16 protein-coding genes are annotated in these 19,191 nt (G+C 38.4%); 3 read left to right on the top strand and 13 right to left on the bottom strand.

What is annotated here, in order from left to right; genetic code table 11:
- Positions 1-381: 381 nt before the first annotated feature.
- From trkA to WCP76_RS02725, 3 genes are read right to left on the bottom strand one after another with little or no spacing between them, the layout of a single operon-like run.
- Positions 382-1,758, bottom strand: coding sequence for a Trk system potassium transporter TrkA (trkA, locus tag WCP76_RS02735; protein WP_336294168.1), 1,377 nt, complete (start codon positions 1,756-1,758; stop codon positions 382-384).
- Positions 1,759-1,761: 3 nt separating this feature from the next.
- On the bottom strand, positions 1,762-3,120 hold the full coding sequence (gene ntrX, locus WCP76_RS02730) for a nitrogen assimilation response regulator NtrX (protein ID WP_336294167.1): 1,359 nt from the start codon (positions 3,118-3,120) through the stop codon (positions 1,762-1,764).
- Position 3,121: 1 nt separating this feature from the next.
- A complete protein-coding gene (locus tag WCP76_RS02725) occupies positions 3,122-5,386 on the bottom strand; it encodes a sensor histidine kinase NtrY-like (protein WP_336294166.1) in 2,265 nt (754 codons plus the stop codon).
- Between the two features lie 183 nt (positions 5,387-5,569).
- Here WCP76_RS02725 and rirA point away from each other — a divergent pair, with 183 nt between their 5' ends.
- From rirA to WCP76_RS02710, 3 genes are read left to right on the top strand one after another with little or no spacing between them, the layout of a single operon-like run.
- Entirely contained in the window at positions 5,570-6,016 is a 447-nt protein-coding gene (gene rirA / locus WCP76_RS02720; RefSeq protein ID WP_336294165.1) for an iron-responsive transcriptional regulator RirA, read from the top strand.
- A gap of 16 nt (positions 6,017-6,032) precedes the next feature.
- The gene (locus WCP76_RS02715) at positions 6,033-7,232 is read left to right on the top strand and encodes a bifunctional 2-C-methyl-D-erythritol 4-phosphate cytidylyltransferase/2-C-methyl-D-erythritol 2,4-cyclodiphosphate synthase (RefSeq protein WP_336294164.1); all 1,200 of its coding nucleotides are present in this window, start codon (positions 6,033-6,035) and stop codon (positions 7,230-7,232) included.
- Positions 7,229-7,717 (top strand): CinA family protein, encoded by a 489-nt coding sequence (locus tag WCP76_RS02710; protein ID WP_336294163.1) that lies wholly within the window; start codon positions 7,229-7,231, stop codon positions 7,715-7,717. Before WCP76_RS02715 ends, WCP76_RS02710 begins: the two co-directional genes overlap by 4 nt.
- Positions 7,718-7,813: 96 nt before the next feature.
- Here the strand turns inward: WCP76_RS02710 and WCP76_RS02705 are convergent, their stop codons facing one another.
- From WCP76_RS02705 to kdsA, 10 genes are all read right to left on the bottom strand, one after another.
- Entirely contained in the window at positions 7,814-8,275 is a 462-nt protein-coding gene (locus WCP76_RS02705; RefSeq protein ID WP_336294162.1) for a type II toxin-antitoxin system RatA family toxin, read from the bottom strand.
- 2 nt (positions 8,276-8,277) lie between these two features.
- Entirely contained in the window at positions 8,278-9,240 is a 963-nt protein-coding gene (gene lipA, locus WCP76_RS02700) for a lipoyl synthase (protein ID WP_336294161.1), read from the bottom strand.
- 73 nt (positions 9,241-9,313) lie between these two features.
- Positions 9,314-10,774 carry a dihydrolipoyl dehydrogenase gene (gene lpdA, locus WCP76_RS02695; RefSeq protein WP_336294160.1) on the bottom strand — a complete coding sequence of 487 codons (1,461 nt, stop codon included), beginning with the start codon at positions 10,772-10,774 and terminating at the stop codon, positions 9,314-9,316.
- Positions 10,775-11,002: 228 nt separating this feature from the next.
- A complete protein-coding gene (locus tag WCP76_RS02690) occupies positions 11,003-12,334 on the bottom strand; it encodes a pyruvate dehydrogenase complex dihydrolipoamide acetyltransferase (protein WP_336294159.1) in 1,332 nt (443 codons plus the stop codon).
- Positions 12,335-12,348: 14 nt separating this feature from the next.
- On the bottom strand, positions 12,349-13,722 hold the full coding sequence (locus WCP76_RS02685; protein ID WP_336294158.1) for a pyruvate dehydrogenase complex E1 component subunit beta: 1,374 nt from the start codon (positions 13,720-13,722) through the stop codon (positions 12,349-12,351).
- Positions 13,723-13,738: 16 nt separating this feature from the next.
- Positions 13,739-14,779 carry a pyruvate dehydrogenase (acetyl-transferring) E1 component subunit alpha gene (gene pdhA / locus WCP76_RS02680; RefSeq protein WP_336294157.1) on the bottom strand — a complete coding sequence of 347 codons (1,041 nt, stop codon included), beginning with the start codon at positions 14,777-14,779 and terminating at the stop codon, positions 13,739-13,741.
- Between the two features lie 137 nt (positions 14,780-14,916).
- Positions 14,917-15,234 (bottom strand): FtsB family cell division protein, encoded by a 318-nt coding sequence (locus WCP76_RS02675; protein ID WP_336294156.1) that lies wholly within the window; start codon positions 15,232-15,234, stop codon positions 14,917-14,919.
- Between the two features lie 888 nt (positions 15,235-16,122).
- Positions 16,123-16,530, bottom strand: coding sequence for a TM2 domain-containing protein (locus tag WCP76_RS02670; RefSeq protein WP_336294155.1), 408 nt, complete (start codon positions 16,528-16,530; stop codon positions 16,123-16,125).
- Positions 16,531-17,006: 476 nt separating this feature from the next.
- On the bottom strand, positions 17,007-18,275 hold the full coding sequence (gene eno / locus WCP76_RS02665; protein WP_336294154.1) for a phosphopyruvate hydratase: 1,269 nt from the start codon (positions 18,273-18,275) through the stop codon (positions 17,007-17,009).
- 73 nt (positions 18,276-18,348) lie between these two features.
- On the bottom strand, positions 18,349-19,185 hold the full coding sequence (gene kdsA / locus WCP76_RS02660; protein ID WP_336294153.1) for a 3-deoxy-8-phosphooctulonate synthase: 837 nt from the start codon (positions 19,183-19,185) through the stop codon (positions 18,349-18,351).
- Positions 19,186-19,191: the final 6 nt, after the last annotated feature.

Genomic DNA, 19,191 nt, shown 5'->3' with positions numbered 1-19,191 from the left:
AATAGGGTTATCAGATGGAAAATAAAGCAAAAAAACATTTAATTTTACAGAATTTTCTTTTACAAGCAAAGCTTTATCCACATCTTGATAAGTCATTTTAGCTAAGTAACCACCTGCATTTCAACAAATATCTCGCTAATATTTCGCTAGAATACCACGAAAAAATCTAAAAACTAAATAATTGGAAATCTTGATTTATCATCAAAAAATTGAAATAAAAACGGTACATTATTACATATTGTATATATTGATTCGTCTTCACGCAATGCAACAAAAATGGATAATTTCCCACTCTGTCATATTTTGAAGAATTTAAACCATTATCTAATTTTAATTGTCACTGTCCACTACATCCAAAGTGCAACACACATAAACAATATATCAGAAATATTCTAAACTTACACGAAACAATTGCTCAACATCACGAACGCACTCAGAAAGAGCAAAAATCACTATCCTATCACCAGACAAAATACGCGTACCTGCTGAAAGCTGTATTATTGCCTTATTACGATAAACTGCACCAATTCTCAATCCATCTGGTAGATTAAGCTCTGATAATGACTTACCAACCAATGAAGATGTTTGCATAACTTCAGCTTCGATAATTTCTGCCCGCCCATTAAAAATTGAGTGAACAGCACGAATACGACCACGACGCATTTGTTGCAAGATTCTCGATATAGTAACACTATGTGGATTAAGATATGCATCCACACCAACGGCACGGCTAAACTCTTGATAAGCAACATTGTTAATCAATACCATATTAGCTTTACATCCCAATCTTTTAGCTATAACAGCACTTAAAAGATTGACCTGATCCTGATTGGTTAATGTAATTATCAAATCGGCTTGATCAATTCCGGCGTCTTGAAGAATCACTGGGTCTAGTACATTACCATACAAAACGGTTGTTTTTTCGAGCTGATCTGCAATTGTTAGTGCTCTTTCTCTATGCGATTCTATAATTTTTAATTTTAATTTATGGAGGCGCTTTTCAATAGTCTGAGCAACGTAAAGACCGATATGTCCGCCTCCTGCAATAATCATGCGATGAGCATCTTGTTCTTTATGACCAAAAAGCCCAACCGCGCGACGCATCTGATCGCGAGCAACAACAAGGTAGGTCACATCGCCAACGCACAATTGTGTCTCTGAATGTGCAACAAATAGTTCTGAACCACGCTTAATAGCCGTAACAGTTGTACGAAGATCTGGAAAAAGCTCCGTCAATTGACGCAAAGGTGTATTAACAACTGGACAATCCTCCATACACTCCAAAGCTAACGCAACAATATCCTCGTTGCAAAAATAAAGAACATCTATTGCTCCAGGTAAAGCAATACGTCGTAGAACCATTTCCCCAACTTCAACTTCTGGTGAAATAACAACATCAATAGGAATATTCCCTCTAGAAAAAAGGGTTTTATAACGTGGTTCTAAATAAGACTGTGAACGAATACGTGCTATTTTTGTTGGAACGTTAAATAATGAGTGCGCCACCTGGCAAGCCACCATATTAACCTCATCAAATAAAGTTACTGCAATCAGCATATCAGCTTTATCTGCATCAGCAGCTAAAAGAACCTCAGGCCGTGAACCATGACCAATAATACCTCTCACATCCAACGTATAGCGAATTTTTTCAATCAATCTCGTTTCAATATCAATGACGGTGACATCATGATTTTCAGCTGCAAGACGCTCTGCTATCCCATAACCAACCTGCCCTGCGCCGCAAATAATAACACGCATAATCTACGAAACTCCAAGTGCCTTAAGCTTACGGTGTAAAGCTGAACGCTCCATACCTATAAATTCAGCTGTGCGCGATATATTCCCACCCAAACGCCCAATCTGCGCTGCTAAGTATCTCTTTTCAAACAGTTCTCGCGCTTCACGCAGCGGTAAATCCATTATACTCTCATCTGCGTCCATTTGAACACGAGGTAAAGAATCACCCACTTCATTAGGAAGAAACTCTGCTGTTATCGGCCCATCACCATCACGCACAAGAATAAGAAGACGCTCAATATTGTTGCGTAATTGTCGTACATTACCTGGCCAAGTGTGCGTTTGTAAAATAGTTATCACATCATCACTAATTTCACGTGGTTTAATACCAAGCTGCTGCGATATTGTTTTAACAAAATGACGTACAAGTTCCGGAATATCTTCACGACGCGCTGAAAGTGGTGGAACAGTAATGGGAACAACCGAAAGGCGGTGAAAAAGATCTTCCCTAAAGCGCCCGTCAGCAATGAGATTTTCAAGATTTTGGGCTGTTGAAGAAATAATACGAACATCCACCTTGACACGTTTTGTACCGCCAACCCTCTCAAATGTCTGTCCCGTCAACACCTGAAGAATCTTGCTTTGAGTCTCCCGTGGCATATCAGCAATTTCATCAAGATATAATATTCCACCGTGAGCTTCCTCTAATGCACCAATCTTTCGCTCCCTTCCCTCCATTTCACTGCCAAACAATTCTATTTCCATTTTTTCCGGAGTTATCGTTGCGGCATTTATGGTCACAAATGGCCCATTAGAACGTGTTGAAAGTGCATGAATAACACGCGCAACCATCTCTTTTCCCGCCCCAGAAGGACCGGTAATCATGACGCGACTATTCGTTGGCGCTACCTTTTCTATTACTTGGCGCAAATGCTTTATAATGGTTGATTTTCCTAGCAACTCTAATGTCTCACTTGAACGCTTGCGTAATTCTAAAAGCTCACGTTTCAAATTTGAATTTTCAAGGGTCCGTTCTGCAACCAATACAAGCCGATCAGCTTTAAAAGGTTTTTCAATAAAATCATACGCCCCTCGTTTTATAGCAGAAACAGCAGTCTCAATATTACCATGCCCGGAGATCATAACCACCGGAAGAGCAGGGTATCGCATTTTAATTTCATCAAGAAGCGCTAAACCATCAAGATGACTTCCTTGTAACCAAATATCTAAAAAGATAAGCTTTGGAATACGTTCACTAATTTGTGCCAATGCTTCGTCAGCATTACATGCAACACGCGTTTCATAACCTTCATCATCCAAAATACCAGCAACAAGCTCACGAATATCCGCTTCATCATCAACAATTAAGATATCTGATACCATTCTACTCCCCTACCTTCTGACTTATGGCTTGGATAATATTGCCATGATTAGTCTTATCCACCGGAAAAATCAAACGGATCATAGCACCACGACCTTCATAAAAACTCTTCGGTGCATCGTGTAACTCCATAGAACCACCATGATCTTCTATAATTTTGCGTACAATAGCTAACCCAAGCCCTGTTCCTTTTTCCCGCGTCGTTATATAAGGTTCTAATAATTTTTGCCTTTGTTCTTTTGGAAGTCCTTTACCGTTATCAATAACATCCACAACTACACATCCTTCTCGAGGATAAGAACGTATAAGAATATGACCGTGGATATTATCCTCTCGCATGACAGAGTCTATAGATTCGCTAGCGTTTTTGATAACATTGCAAAAAGCTTGGACAATGAGACGATTATCAAATGCACCAGTAAGTGGTACGCTGCCTAAGTCTTGCTCAAAATGAATATCATGTCGTGTCACTTCTATCAAGAAACATGCTTCACGCAGAAAGCCACGTATATCTGAGAGATTCATTTGCGGTTTGGGCATACGCGCAAAAGAAGAAAACTCATCAACCATACGCCCAATATCTCCAACCTGTCTAATAATCGTATCGACACACCGCTCAAAAACCTCTCGATCCTGTGTAATAATTTTTTCGTAACGTCTACGAATACGTTCAGCAGACAACTGGATAGGTGTAAGTGGATTTTTTATTTCGTGTGCGATACGGCGCGCAATATCTGCCCATGCCGATGTACGTTGTGCCGCAACAAGGTCTGTAATATCATCAATCGTCAGAACCCAAGATTGCCCTTGCCCATCATCTTCTTCCATCGTAATTTGCACATTACAAACGCGTTCTTGTCCTGCAACGCTTAAAGTTACCTGTTCACGATGATTCTTACGATAAAATGAACGCGCAAACTGAAAAACTTGCCAAATTTCAGCACTTAACAATAAAAGATTGCACCCAATAACTTGTTCAGAACGAATACCAAACATAGTTTCAATAGACCGATTGATAATTGTAATATCGCCATTATTATCAATGCCCGCAATACCTGCTGTTACACCAGACAAAACGGCTTCAGAAAAACGTCGTCTCTCATCAATTTGATCGCGAACTGCGATCAATTCATTACGCCGACTTTTTAATTCACTAACCATATAATTAAAAGTTTTTGATAATTGCCCAATATCCCCATCCCTCGCGCGAACTGGCACAAAAACTTCCATATTCCCTGATGCTACATCATCAGCGGCCCCAATGAGAAGACGAATAGGGCGCACCAAACGATCAGCAACAGCAATACCAGCCCAAATAGCCGATAAGAATAAACTAAAAAAAAGACATAAATAAAGCATACCAAATGCAATTTGCGTCAGCAAACGATTTTCATTTAAATCACGATAACGATCTGTATTAACTTCCGTCAAACGCAAAGCAGATAAAACTTCTTTATCAACGTCACGCACCAAATACAAGAAAGTATTCGGAATATTTGTGAATTTTAAAATAATGCCAAAATAATCATGAACTCCCGGTTGAAAAGAAAAAGGCCTAGCACTAGTTGCAAGTTTGATAAGATTGGAAGGAGGAATTGGCAATTTATCCTCATCACCAAGGTCGCTCGATATAAAAACAGTTCCGCTCGAACTTAATAAAAATGCACCACGCAGATTGCGCCCTATAGCATGACGCGTTAATTGCATCCTATATTCAGCTGGATTACGCTCCAAAAGCCTTTTGTTATCAAGCGCAAATGCCATAACGTAGGACAAATTTTTCAAATTTTGCAGCATTTCATCTGCATAAGCATTCGCTAAATCAATAGAAGAATCTACAATTTGCCGTGTTGTTGTATCAAACCATCGATCAAGTCCTAAATTCAGTGCAGGACCGGATACCAGAGCAACAGCAACAGCCGGCATTGTTGCAACAAGTGCAAACAAAGAAATAAGGCGCACATGAAGACGGGAGCCCGCACGTCTTGAACGCCACGCACGCACGATAGGAATCATCTCATAAAAAACAATAATCACAAGCCCTAAAACCCAAACAGTATTAATTCCTATAAGAATAAGGGTTACAGATCTACTGGGAACAACAGGGGTTAACCCAATGAGAATAATAAACGAAACAGACGCTGTTAGCAAAGCTAACACAATAATTGTTATACCTAAAAAGATGTACACCTTGCTTAAGTGATACAACTCATCGTTATAAGTATCTTTATCTATATTTTGAAGATTCGTGACAAATATTGTATTCATGATTACCTTATATTGACCTCATCCCATCGTTTCCATATAACTTCCTGTAATAAAAATTGACAATACTAATACCACATTTACAATACAGCCAATCTAGCACATGAAAAAAGAACTTCTATATTCTGGAAACAAAATATCTTTAAAATAAAATGCGTTCAGTGATAGTCTACATGAGGAAATAAGATGCGCTTAACAAAACAAACAAATTATGCTCTCCGTATGCTCATGTACTGTGCAGATAATCAGGGATCTTTAAGCCGTGTTCCAGAAATTGCTAAAGCATATGCCATTTCCGAGCTTTTTCTGTTTAAAATCCTGCAACAACTTGTTGAAGCAGGTTTTATACAAACAGTACGAGGACGCAACGGTGGCGTCAAATTGGCTAAACCTGCAACAGAGATTTCGGTGGCTGACGTCGTTAAAGTAACAGAAGATAACTTTTCCATGGCAGAATGTTTCGATACTGCAGAACCTAATTGCCCATTAATAAATTTTTGTGGTTTAAGTACCGCACTTCAAAAAGCATTAAATGCTTTTTTTGATGTATTATCAGTTACATCTCTTGCTGATCTACAACAACTATCCTTTCAAAATAAATTAAAGATTGAAGATCGCAAAACAATCAACTAATATAATAAGAAGGAAATTGAAAATTTCTATCGCAGCGATAATATTGGCCGCTGGACGCGGTGAAAGAGTAGGATTTCCGCAAAAAATCCCAAAGCAATACCAGCTTTTGGGACAAGACCCTGTCATTTATCATACTATACATTGTTTTTTGCAGCATCCAGCCATAACAACGCTTATCCTTGTTATTCATCCAGAGGATCACAAAATCTGTGAACAAGCTATAAATGATTTTAAAGAACGTCTTATCATCGTTGAAGGAGGTAATACGCGTCAAATGTCAGCCTTATATGGGCTTCGTGCACTTAAAAATATTAAACCAAAATATGTTCATATCCATGATGGTGCCCGTCCCTTTGTCAAAAGGAATCTTCTCGAGAAAATCCACGCCACTATCAACCATCAAGAAGGTGTTCTTCCCGTTCTCTCCGTTTCTGATACCCTCAAACGTATAAATAAGGCACACTATGTTACAGAAACAATTCCACGTTCTTACCTTTATCATGCACAAACTCCCCAGTGCTTTCCCTTTGAAAATATCTTAGCTGCCCATGAAAAAGCAAAACAAGCTGGTAAAAAGAAGTTCACTGATGATTCTGAAATCGCCGAATGGTTTGGAATTCCTATGCGCACTATTCCCGGAGATCCTAACAACATAAAAATTACTTGGCAGAAAGATTTTGATACTGCACATTTATATCTCCAAAAAAAAATGCAAATATTTCCTGATATCCGCATCGGAAATGGCTATGATGTTCACTCTTTCGAGGAAGGAACCTCTCTTATATTATGTGGCATAAAAATTCCTTTTCATAAAAAATTAAAGGGACACTCTGATGCTGACATTGCTCTTCATGCACTAACAGATGCGCTCCTCGCTACACAAGGTGCGGGAGATATTGGTACTCATTTCTCTCCCACTGATCCTCAATGGAAAAATGCATCATCGGAAATTTTTCTACGTCACGCTGTTGATATTATTAAACAAGCAGGTGGTCGTATTGCCAATGTTGACATCACACTGATCGCCGAAAGACCTAAAATTACACCTTATCGACAACAAATGATAGAAAATCTTAAGAGGATCCTTAGGGTTTCACTTGATCGAATCTCTATTAAAGCTACAACAACTGAAAAACTCGGATTTACTGGTCGCGAAGAAGGCATTGCAGCTCTTGCAACAGCTAGTGTCCTTTATCCAGGAGAGATCCCAAAATGACATATTTTTGTGAAAAACAAGCATCTGCAGTCCTTACAGCTTGCCGTAAAAAAAGTTTGCTTTTAACAACTGTTGAATCTTGTACAGGAGGCCTCATTGCAGCAAACCTTACAAATATTGCAGGATCATCAGATGTCTTCGATTGTGGATTTGTTGTTTACTCAAACGAATCTAAAATACGCACTGTTGGCGTATGTGCTAAGCTTATAAAAACATATGGTGCCGTCTCAAAAGAAGTTGCTCTTGCAATGGCTGAAGGTGGATTAGAATATTCACAAGCTGGAATTGCAGTTTCTGTAACAGGAATTGCTGGACCAGGAGGGGCATGTCCTGGTAAACCTGTCGGACTTGTGCATTTTGCAGTTGCTTACAAGAATCATAAAACCCTACACACAGAAATGCACTTTGGAAATCTTGATCGTAATGCCATCCGTTATGCAACGGTCGAAAATGCCTTAAATATGATTTTAGAATCTCTCAATTAATACTTCCTATATCCGCTCCTGATTTCAGGTTACCACCCTCACAACTCACAACTCACAACATATAATACACACTCTATAACAAATTAACTGAATAGATTATGTTATCTGAGAGTTATAAATCTGATGCGCACGCATTTCAAAAGCATCAGTAAATTTGTGAAAAGCAATATCAAACATTGATCCCATCACTAATCCAAGCATTTTGCTTTTAAATTCATAATCAATAAAAAACTCTATATTACATGCATTGGTATCCTCAATGTGATAAAAGGCCCAACGATTTTCAAGATATCTAAATGGACCATCAATATATTTAACTTCTATCAGATTTTTTTTCGGCTGGAGAAATACCTGTGTTGTGAAAGTTTCTCGAATAACTTTATAGCCAACTGTCATGTCAGCAATAAGCAATATCTTGTCCCCACACTCTCTTCGAGAACGGATTATTAAAGCCTCACACATTGGTAAAAATTCAGGATAACGCTCAATATCTGAAACAAGATTAAACATTTCGCTAGCGCTATGGGCAACCTGCCGGTGTGTTGTAAAAGTCGGCATAATTATCTCTGCAAGGCAAATTTTTCATCACGCGCTTTTTGTAAAATTGCAAAATCATCCCCTGCATGATGAGAAGAACGCGTCAAAGGATTGGAAGCCATATGCAAAAAACCCTTTACTTTACCGATTTTTGAAAAAGAATCGAACTCTTCAGGAGAAACAAAACGAACAACTGGATGATGTTTCCGCGTAGGCTGCAAATATTGCCCAATTGTCATAAAGTCAACATCAGCAGAACGCAAATCATCCATCAATTGAAGAATCTCATTTCGTCCTTCTCCAAGACCAACCATAATTCCTGATTTTGTGAAAATTGTTGGATCGAGTTCTTTAACACGCTGTAATAACCGAAGCGAATGAAAATAACGCGCTCCCGGACGAACCTCTAAATATTTAGAAGGAACTGTTTCCAAATTATGATTAAAAACATCAGGCTTAGCAGCAACAACAATTTCTAACGCTCCATCTTTATGGCGAAAATCAGGTGTAAGAACTTCAATTGTTGTCTTAGGCGCTTTTCTACGAATAGCATAAATAACTCTCGCAAAATGCTCTGCGCCACCATCAGAAAGGTCATCACGATCAACTGACGTAACTACGACATGCTTTAATCCCATCTGTGCCACGGCATCTGCCACACGTTCGGGTTCATTATTATCAACAGAAAGCGGAATACCTGTTGCAACATTGCAAAACGCACAAGCCCGTGTACATATTTCACCCAAAATCATAAAACTGGCATGCCGCTTGCTCCAACACTCACCAATATTTGGACAACCTGCTTCCTCACATACAGTTACTAATTTATTGGTGCGGACAACACCATGTGTTTCCTTATAGACTGGTGATGTCGGTGCTTTTACACGAATCCAATCTGGTTTTTTCTGCATAACACTATCTGGACGATGCGCCTTTTCAGGATGACGCAAACGCCGATTTGTAACCCTATCAACAACTGTAACCATTTAAGCCTCTACCTCATAGATATGGAGTGCCAAGAAAAATCAAGAAAACAAGATTTTTCATACAATACAGCTATTAAGCATTCAAAACTTGATCATATGCATCTAATACACTCTCTTTCATCATTTCTGATAACGTTGGATGTGGAAAAACGGTATGCATCAACTCTTCTTCAGTTGTCTCAAGATTCATGGCAACGACAAAACCTTGAATTAGCTCTGTTACTTCTGCCCCGACCATATGGGCACCAAGAAGTTGTCCCGTTTTTTTATCAAAAATGGTTTTAACTAATCCCTGATCTTCCCCTAAAGCAATCGCCTTTCCATTAGCGGAAAAGGAATAACGACCAATACGGATATCATAACCTGCATCTTTAGCAGCCATTTCTGAAAGTCCAACAGAAGCAACTTGTGGTGTGCAATATGTACATCCTGGAATTTTTTTCTTATCCAACGGATGAGCATTTTTTAAACCAGCGAGATGTTCAATACATATCACGCCTTCTTCTTCTGCTTTATGTGCCAACATAGGAGGACCAGCTACATCACCAATAGCATAAATACCTTCCACACCTGTCCAACCCCATTCATCAGTTACAATACACCCGCGATTGGTTTTTACATCTAGGGCTTCTAATCCAAGGTTTTCAATATTACCCTGAACCCCAACAGCTGAAATTAATCGGTCCGCTGTAATTTTCTTTATCTTACCCTTAACATCAATATGCGCAGTAACAAAATCAGAAGCTTTTTCAACCTTTGTTACTTTTGCTTCAGTAAAAATGTGGATACCTTTTTTCTCTAGTTGTTGTTTAACGAATGCTGAAATTTCAGCGTCTTCAGCCGGCATGATATGGGGCATCATTTCAACAACCGTTACCTCGGTTCCCATAGAATTGTAAAAAGAAGCAAATTCAATGCCAATTGCTCCAGAGCCCATGACTAAAAGTGACTTCGGAATTACTTGCGGAATCATAGCCTCAAAATAGGTCCAAATAAGTTTTCCATCTGGCTCAATATTGGGAAGAGAACGAGGACGTGCACCAGTTGCAATAATTATGTGTTTTGCGCAATAAGAACCCTCTCCTAATGTTCCCTTAGGTACTGGATTTTGGGGTTGCATAATTGGCTTTGAAGATGGAAAAACCATAATTTCTGCCGGCTGATTTCCTTTGGTTGCCTTAGTAAGCTTCGCTTCTCCCCATATGAGATCAATTTTGTTTTTTTTCATTAAAAAATTAACACCAGCATTTAAACGCGCAGAAACACCGCGCGAACGTGCCACAACATCATTGATATTTGCCTCAACTGAACCGTTAAGCTTCAAACCATAATCTTTCGCATGTTCAGCAAAATGCTTTATTTCCGCTGAGCGCAAAAGTGCTTTTGTTGGAATACAGCCCCAATTTAAACAAATCCCACCCAAGTGTTCGCGCTCAACAATCGCGGTTTTGAAGCCACACTGCGCTGCACGAATTGCAGTTACATATCCGCCAGGCCCTGAGCCAATAACAATTACATCATAAAGATTTGCCACAGTCATTCCTCCATGGACATACAAAAAACGAACATGTACTTTCAAAACTTGAGACTAAGAGCAAACGCAAAGACACCCCCCTTGCATCCCTCACTATAAGTTTAACACAAATGTTTTTTACCAACATTAGAAGAGGTGACAATGCTACTAATCAAGTTCTTTAAATCCGTTTTTGTTATATTAACACACCACTATCACACATAACTATGTGAAGCACTTTTAAATTCCTCAAATCAACATCGCCAGTGGACTTTCAATCATTTTTTTAAAGGTTTGAGCAAGCTCTGCAGCTAACGCACCGTCAATAGCACGATGATCCGCAGAAAGTGTAACAGACATGACTGTTGCAGCAGTTAATGTATCATTTTTAACAATTGCACGCCGTTCGCCCGCACCAATCGCAAAAATTGTCGCATGCGGAGGATTAAGAATTGCAGAAAAGCTTTTTACACCATACATCCCCATATTTGAAACAGCCGTTGTCCCCCCCTGATATTCCTCCATTTTTAGCTTACGTTCACGTGCACGCTTTATCAAATCTTTCATCTCATTTGAAATCATTGACAAAGATTTTTCTTCTGCATGGCGAACAATTGGTGTAATTAACCCATTCGAAACAGAAACAGCGACCCCAATGTCACAATGTTTATGATGAAGAAGCCCCCCTTCAAGCCAAGATACATTAGTATCAGGAACAGCCTTTAAAGAAAGTGCCACTGCTTTAATAACCATATCATTAACTGAAATTTTATAAGCAGGCTTAGACCCTTCCTGCGTTTTAACCATCGGAGCCGCAGAATTTATTTGAGCACGTAATTCCAATAACATATCGAGCTCACAATCTACTGTTACATAAAAGTGCGGTACTTTTTGTTTCGATTCAACCAAACGCCTAGCGATTGTTGCGCGCATATTATTATGAGGTGCAAATGTATATTCATCCTCTTTAAAGAGTTTTAATATCTGTTTGTCAGAAGAATCTGCAGCTACAAACTGTTCAATTTGGAATGAAGAAGAAGCTCCCAAAATACCACTATTTACGGCTTTTTCTATATCACGCTTAATAATACGCCCATGCGGACCGCTACCAGAAATAAGCGATAAATCAAGACCTTTCTGAACCGCTAATCGTCGAGCTAAAGGAGAAGCAAAAAAACGCTTCGTCTTTTCATCTTGTTGTATTAATTGCCGCTCTGGTGATACATGAGATACATGTGTCACTACCTTTGAATCTGCTTGTTTCGTATTTTCTGATTCTTTGACAGTAAGCGAAGTAAGTTTTTTTTCTGTAACTTTTGCAGCTTCAACTATATCTTCACCTTCTTCTGCTAAAATAGCAATTAAAGTATTGACTTTAACTCCCTGTGTTCCAGAAGGAACAACAATCTTAGCGACTGTCCCTTCATCAACAGCCTCTACTTCCATTGTTGCCTTATCAGTCTCAATTTCAGCAATCACATCCCCTGAGGAAACCTTATCTCCCTCCTTAACATTCCACTTCGATAAGTTCCCCTCTTCCATCGTAGGAGAAAGCGCAGGCATTGTAATTTTAATGGGCATAGTGCTTTCCTTCGTTACGCTTTATAAGTCACAGCCTTAACGGCTTCAAGAATTTCAACAGTGCTAGGTAAAGCTAACTTTTCAAGATTAGCAGCATAAGGCATCGGGACATCTTTGCTAGCAACTGTAGCAACTGGTGCATCAAGATAATCAAAAGCTTGCTGCATAACCCGCGTTGCTATTTCAGTCCCAACAGATGATTGAGGATAGCCTTCCTCAACTGTCACCAAACGACCTGTCTTCTTTACAGAAGAAAGAATTGTCGGAAGATCCATCGGACGAATGGTTCGTAAGTCAATCAATTCTACATCAATACCAAGCTTTTCGATCTCCGGCAATGCTTGAACGGCATAATGCATCCCAATCCCACACGCCACAATCGTAACATCTTGACCAAGCTTATGAATACGTGCCTTACCAATAGGCAAAACAAAATCATCTATTTCTGGCACCTCAAACTGATAACCATATAAAATTTCGTTTTCAAGAAAAATAACAGGATTACAATCACGAATAGCAGCCTTTAGCAAACCTTTTGCATCTGCAGCACTATACGGCATAACAACTTTCAAACCTGGTATATGACTATACCAAGCGGCATAACATTGAGAATGCTGAGCACCAACACGTGCAGCCGCACCATTAGGACCACGAAAAACCATAGGAGCAGACATTTGCCCACCTGACATATAACGAGTTTTTGCTGCAGAATTTATAATTTGATCGATAGCCTGCATAGCAAAATTAAACGTCATAAACTCAACAATGGGACGTAACCCTCCAAACGCAGCACCAACTGCCAACCCTGCAAAACCATGTTCTGTAATTGGTGTATCAATAACTCGGCGCGCACCAAACTCTTCCAATAAACCTTGGCTAACTTTATAAGCACCTTGATACTCTGCGACTTCTTCTCCCATCAGAAAAACCATTTCATCACGCCGCATCTCTTCAGCCATAGCTTGATTAAGCGCTTCACGAACCGTCATCGTAACCATTTTGGTCCCTATAGGAATATCAGGATCAGATATAACATCAAAAGCAGGAGGGGAAGGCATTGATGAAGAAAAAGATGAGGATCCCGCCTCAGATTTTTGATGAATATTTAAAGAATTAGCATTCTGCGAAACATCTTCAGCACTTTCACCATCTTCTAACAATACAGCAATGATGCTGTTAACCTTCACACCTTCAGAACCTTCAGATACAAAAATTTTACCAAGAATACCTTCATCAATAGCTTCTACTTCCATCATTGCTTTATCAGTTTCAATCTCAGCAATTACATCACCAGAGCTAACTTTATCACCTTCTTTTTTGAGCCATTTAGATAACTTACCCTCTTCCATCGTTGGCGAAAGTGCTGGCATCAAAATATTAATAGACATATTCGCTCCCCTTGCGTCAAACTAAAACATCAGTATAAAGCTCAGAAGTATCCGGCTCTTTATCATTTTGTGCAAAATCTGCTGCATCAGTCACAATCGCACGCACTTCTTTATCAATAGACTTTAAATCGTCTTCGCTTGCCCAACCCTGTTTCAGAATCCGACTTTTTGCCTGATCAATCGGATCATGTTCCTCTTTTATTTTTTGAACTTCTTCCTTTGAACGATACTTTGCTGGATCAGACATAGAATGCCCTCGGTAGCGATAAGTCTGCATATCAAGAATGATTGGTCCTTTACCTGAACGTGCCCAAGAAATTGCTTCATCAGCAGCTCCCTTAACCACGCGAATATCCATACCGTCAACAACAATACCCGGTATTTCAAAAGAAATACCTCGACGAGAAAAGTCCGTCTCGGCAGATGCACGCGCAACTGACGTCCCCATAGCATACTGATTATTTTCAATAATATACACAACAGGAAGTTTCCAAAGGGAAGCCATATTAAAACTTTCGTAAACTTGCCCCTGATTTGCAGCACCATCACCAAAATAAACCAGCGTCACTTTATCTTTGCCAAGATATTGATTCGAAAATGCTAACCCAGTACCAATAGGAACCTGTGCACCGACGATACCATGCCCACCGTAAAAATTCTTTTCTTTAGAAAACATATGCATCGAGCCCCCTTTTCCCTTTGAAAAACCACCTTGACGCCCTGTTAACTCTGCCATTACACCACGTGGACTCATACCTACTGCCAACATATGTCCGTGATCACGATAAGACGTGATAACCTGATCACCTTCTTTTGCTGCCTTCAATGTTCCAACAACAACAGCTTCCTGCCCTATATAGAGGTGACAAAAACCACCTATAAGCCCCATTCCATAAAGTTGCCCCGCTTTTTCTTCAAAACGACGAATCAAAAGCATTTTACGGTAGGAACAAATTTCCTCTTCTTTTGTAAAATTAGCGGCTTGCACTACTTTTATGGTATCTGATAATTTAGGATACGCTACCGACGCAGAATTTTTTTTTAGCTGTTCTGCCATATTATACTCCCTTTTACGATTAAACAGAAATAACCTCTACAGACAAAAGTTACAAGCGTTATCACCAAGATCTGGTGATATCATAAGCAATTATTTCAAAATATTTTTTGAAATTAAGCATCTCTAACTTATTTTTATCATTTACAAGGGATTAGGATTGTTAATTCATTTGGCTTGGAAAAATTTAAACTCCCCCGAACATACTCATCTAACATATCCTTTTCAATATGCCCATTTCGTAAAAGAGCAATACGCTTTTCAATAAATATTTTTTCAGATTCCACTTTATGAAGTTCCTCTTCTAACTCTACAATATGTCGATTAACTTCAATGAGTGAATACAACCCATATTCACCATGATAAATGTGATAACTGAAATAGCTCAGAACTCCCACTGTTATAAATGGTAGTACAAAGCGCATTCTGATCGATCTGCGTTTTTGCTTTGTCCACATAAAATAGCACAGCCCTTACAGCACAATCATATTGATACTTTACCAAACTATGCACAAGTTCGATTAACACCTTATTACCAAATCCAGATGCTCAAATAATTTATTATATAAACTGGATACCCCTACAAACAAAGCTATACCATATTACCTATTTTAAATTATAATATTCTATTATATTACAATGTTCAGTATCCACTAATTTGGGGCTTTAGCTCATTTTGCTGCACCCCCCTTCTTAAAATGCTTATAAAATCAATAAATGTTCAAAGAACAGCCACAGTCAATCCAATGGTTGTTCCAGATAGAATGAAACATATTCCAATTTTAGAAATCATAAAGCGGTAAAGATCCAATATACTCAAAAACCAATACACAATCGCTAAAAACACTCTCGATAATCTTAGTGTCATTCGCTTAAGAAAGGCAAAAACAGACCTAATCACAGCATTTTTACATAAAAAACAATGGATAACAAGCTCTTAGCAAAGTTTTTCTTAACCAACTCAGGAACACAAATTTATAATGCTTACTATCATCTAAAACGATACAATATATATTGGTCAACGTCACTGCGTGAATACAATCCATACTTACCATGGCAAATGCGGTGACTAGGATAGCTTAAACACCATCACTAAAACAGTAATGTAAATCACACTTCAATCAATTTGCACTTCTGCTCTTCCAGATAAAATAGTACAGTACTTTAAAGCATCTTTATTTAACTGCAATTAATTTTTAATAATATATTATTATAAATGTATATATATAAAATAAACATTCTATTATAAGTTTAGTATATTTACCAAAAATGAAAGTAAACAACATTCACTGTAATTTATATTTCAATCGTATATTAAAAATGAGTTACATTATAATAAAAAATTTCTACCAATGTGTAATTTGATTCCCGTTTTTATCTGTAAATTTCCCTGCAACAATAACTATAAAGTCAATAATTGCCCAAATTCCAGTAATCATCACACCAACAAATGATAAAGATAAAACAAGCATTAAAGCACCGGTTCCCACTTTACCAACCATAAAACGATGAACACCAAACAGACCAGCGAACCAACAAATAAGTGCAAACATTACCCTTGAATGTTCTGCACCTTGTTGCAACAATGGAAAAACAGAATTGATAGTATCACCTTCACACACAAAATCAATTATATCGCCAATTCTAGGTGAATTTTTTCCTAACCAATCCCAAGTTGCAAATTGATAACGTTTACCATCATCCCCCGAAACAAGATAAGTTCCTTGATCTTGACTAATAATTATGCCTCTCATTTTCACCACCTAAAAGTTATTGCACATATATAATAAAAAACAATAGGTTAAACTAATAGATCTTTTAACTTGTGACTTTATTTTCACTTTTGTCAGAAATTCTCTAGTCGCAATAAGTATAAAATCAATCAGCATCTAAATTCCACTGATCATAAATCCAATAGAAATGAGCACAAAACACCTGTCCCAATTCTGGTAACCATAAAGCGGCGAATACCTAATATCTCTAAAAAAAATTAATAACACCATCACCGCATAAAAATCAACAATATCTCAGATCTCCTATAGAACTCTTTCTAACCAAACCGGGAATACAAACCTATAACCCTTACCATTATTACATGCAATTAAATAGCTTTCTTGATTTTAATTAACAACCACACCTTTCAACTTATCCCCTATGCAATTTTTTGCTAAAAATATTTATTAAATAATTAAATCATAATATAAAAATTAATATCTTATGCTTACAATCATCAACGATGCAAAACACCAGCATAATTTGCCTGTTCTCCTAGCATCTCTTCAATACGAATGAGCTGATTGTATTTTGCTAACCTATCTGAGCGTGCAAGTGAACCAGTTTTAATTTGCCCACAATTCGTTGCAACCGCAAGATCAGCAATGAAAACATCCTCTGTTTCACCTGAACGATGAGATATGATAGCACGATAACCTGCTTTATGAGCTGTTTCTACGGCATCAAGCGTCTCACTTAACGTACCAATTTGATTAACTTTAATAAGAATAGAATTAGCAACCCCCATCTTGATGCCATCACGAAGGCGAGCTGCGTTAGTAACAAACAAATCATCACCAACAAGTTGACATTTTTTACCAATTGAATCAGTAAGTAATTTCCAACCTTCCCAATCATCCTCAGCCATCCCATCTTCAATCGTAATAATGGGATAAGTCTGAACAAGATGAGCCAAATAATCTACCTGCTCTTCAACATCACGACGCTTCCCTTCACCTTTATACAAATAAGAACCATTGTGATAAAACTCTGTTGCAGCGCAATCTAAACCAATAGCAATTTGCTCGCCTGGCTTGTATCCGCATGCCATGATAGATTCCATAATTAAATCAATTGCTTGCTCAGCACTTTTCAATTGAGGTGCAAAACCACCTTCGTCACCAACATTAGTATTATAACCTACATCCTTTAAACGTTTTTTTAATGTATGAAAAACTTCAGCGCCGTAACGTATGGCTTCTTTCAATGTACCTGCCCCGACAGGAATAATCATAAATTCTTGAAAATCAATGGGGTTATCAGCATGAACACCACCATTAATAATATTCATCATTGGTGTCGGCAGAACGCATGCCTGAATACCACCAATATAACGATACAAAGGTAAAGACAATGACTCTGCCGCTGCTTTTGCAACAGCTAATGAAACACCAAGAATAGCATTAGCGCCAAAACGTTCTTTATTTGACGTTCCATCCAAAGCAATCATCGCTTGATCAATAGCCCTTTGATTTCTCGCATCTTGCCCACAAAGTTCCTCAAAAATTTCCCCATTTACCGCAGTAACTGCTTTTTCAACACCTTTTCCTTGATAGCGCGTACCACCATCGCGTCGCTCTACAGCTTCATGCAAACCCGTTGACGCTCCAGAAGGAACAATAGCACGACCCAAAGCTCCATCTTCCAAGTGAACATCAACTTCCACCGTTGGATTACCTCTGCTATCAAGAACTTCACGCCCAATAATATCAACAATGACACTCATGTAAATTTCCTTACATAACAAATTAACGCACCTTAAATTCCATAATGATGGAATATTTTCTATAATTATGGCTTCAATTTACTTTTTTCGACAAGTAATCAAACTCCATTAGAGTCTCAAGCAATCTCTGTAATTTATCAATTTCAATCATATTAAGCCCATCAGAAGGCGCATTATCTGGATCTTGATGCGTTTCTAAAAAAATACCGGCAACCCCAACAGAAACAGCTGCACGCGCCAAAACTTCAACAAATTGACGCTGCCCACCAGATGAATTACCTTGACCACCCGGCTCCTGAACAGAATGCGTTGCATCAAAAATTACAGGGGCTCCAAATGAACGCAAAACAGGCAATGAACGCATATCAGAAATAAGTCGATTATAACCAAATGAAGTGCCACGCTCACAAAGCATAACATTAGGATTGCCGCTTTGAGTAACCTTTTTTAAAACATTCTCCATATCCCATGGAGCTAGAAATTGACCTTTCTTGATATTGATAATACGTCCCGTTTTGGCTGCTGCTACCAAAAGATCTGTTTGACGGCATAAAAAAGCAGGTATTTGCAAAACATCTACCGTTGAAGCCACAGCAATACACTGCTCTTCTGTATGCACATCGGTCAAAACGGGGCATCCAAACTCCTTTTTTAAATCAGAGAAGATAGCTATCGCTTTTTCAAGACCAATGCCACGTGCCGCACTAAGAGACGTCCTATTAGCTTTATCGTAGCTAGATTTATAAACAAACCCAATACCAACTTGATCTGCAACTGCCTTTATCCGACCAGCCATTTCAAAAGCATGATCTCGACTTTCCATCTGACATGGACCTGCAATTAAAGAAATAGGCTCTTCATTTGAAAAAACAACATTGCCAACTTTTACAACTGTATTTGGTTGAAACATTTTATT

It is taken from the genome of Bartonella vaga (assembly GCF_037070895.1).
Taxonomy (GTDB): domain Bacteria; phylum Pseudomonadota; class Alphaproteobacteria; order Rhizobiales; family Rhizobiaceae; genus Bartonella.
Note: the sequence above shows the minus strand (reverse complement) of the source record. Positions and strands in the feature narration are given on the sequence as shown.

Coding starts and splice junctions, on each gene's coding strand:
- trkA (WP_336294168.1), bottom strand. CDS start 1,758: ATGCGTGTTATTATTTGCGGCGCAGGGCAGGTTGGTTATGGGATAGCA.
- ntrX (WP_336294167.1), bottom strand. CDS start 3,120: ATGGTATCAGATATCTTAATTGTTGATGATGAAGCGGATATTCGTGAG.
- WCP76_RS02725 (WP_336294166.1), bottom strand. CDS start 5,386: ATGAATACAATATTTGTCACGAATCTTCAAAATATAGATAAAGATACT.
- rirA (WP_336294165.1), top strand. CDS start 5,570: ATGCGCTTAACAAAACAAACAAATTATGCTCTCCGTATGCTCATGTAC.
- WCP76_RS02710 (WP_336294163.1), top strand. CDS start 7,229: ATGACATATTTTTGTGAAAAACAAGCATCTGCAGTCCTTACAGCTTGC.
- WCP76_RS02705 (WP_336294162.1), bottom strand. CDS start 8,275: ATGCCGACTTTTACAACACACCGGCAGGTTGCCCATAGCGCTAGCGAA.
- lipA (WP_336294161.1), bottom strand. CDS start 9,240: ATGGTTACAGTTGTTGATAGGGTTACAAATCGGCGTTTGCGTCATCCT.
- WCP76_RS02690 (WP_336294159.1), bottom strand. CDS start 12,334: ATGCCCATTAAAATTACAATGCCTGCGCTTTCTCCTACGATGGAAGAG.
- WCP76_RS02685 (WP_336294158.1), bottom strand. CDS start 13,722: ATGTCTATTAATATTTTGATGCCAGCACTTTCGCCAACGATGGAAGAG.
- pdhA (WP_336294157.1), bottom strand. CDS start 14,779: ATGGCAGAACAGCTAAAAAAAAATTCTGCGTCGGTAGCGTATCCTAAA.
- WCP76_RS02675 (WP_336294156.1), bottom strand. CDS start 15,234: ATGTGGACAAAGCAAAAACGCAGATCGATCAGAATGCGCTTTGTACTA.
- WCP76_RS02670 (WP_336294155.1), bottom strand. CDS start 16,530: ATGAGAGGCATAATTATTAGTCAAGATCAAGGAACTTATCTTGTTTCG.
- eno (WP_336294154.1), bottom strand. CDS start 18,275: ATGAGTGTCATTGTTGATATTATTGGGCGTGAAGTTCTTGATAGCAGA.
- kdsA (WP_336294153.1), bottom strand. CDS start 19,185: ATGTTTCAACCAAATACAGTTGTAAAAGTTGGCAATGTTGTTTTTTCA.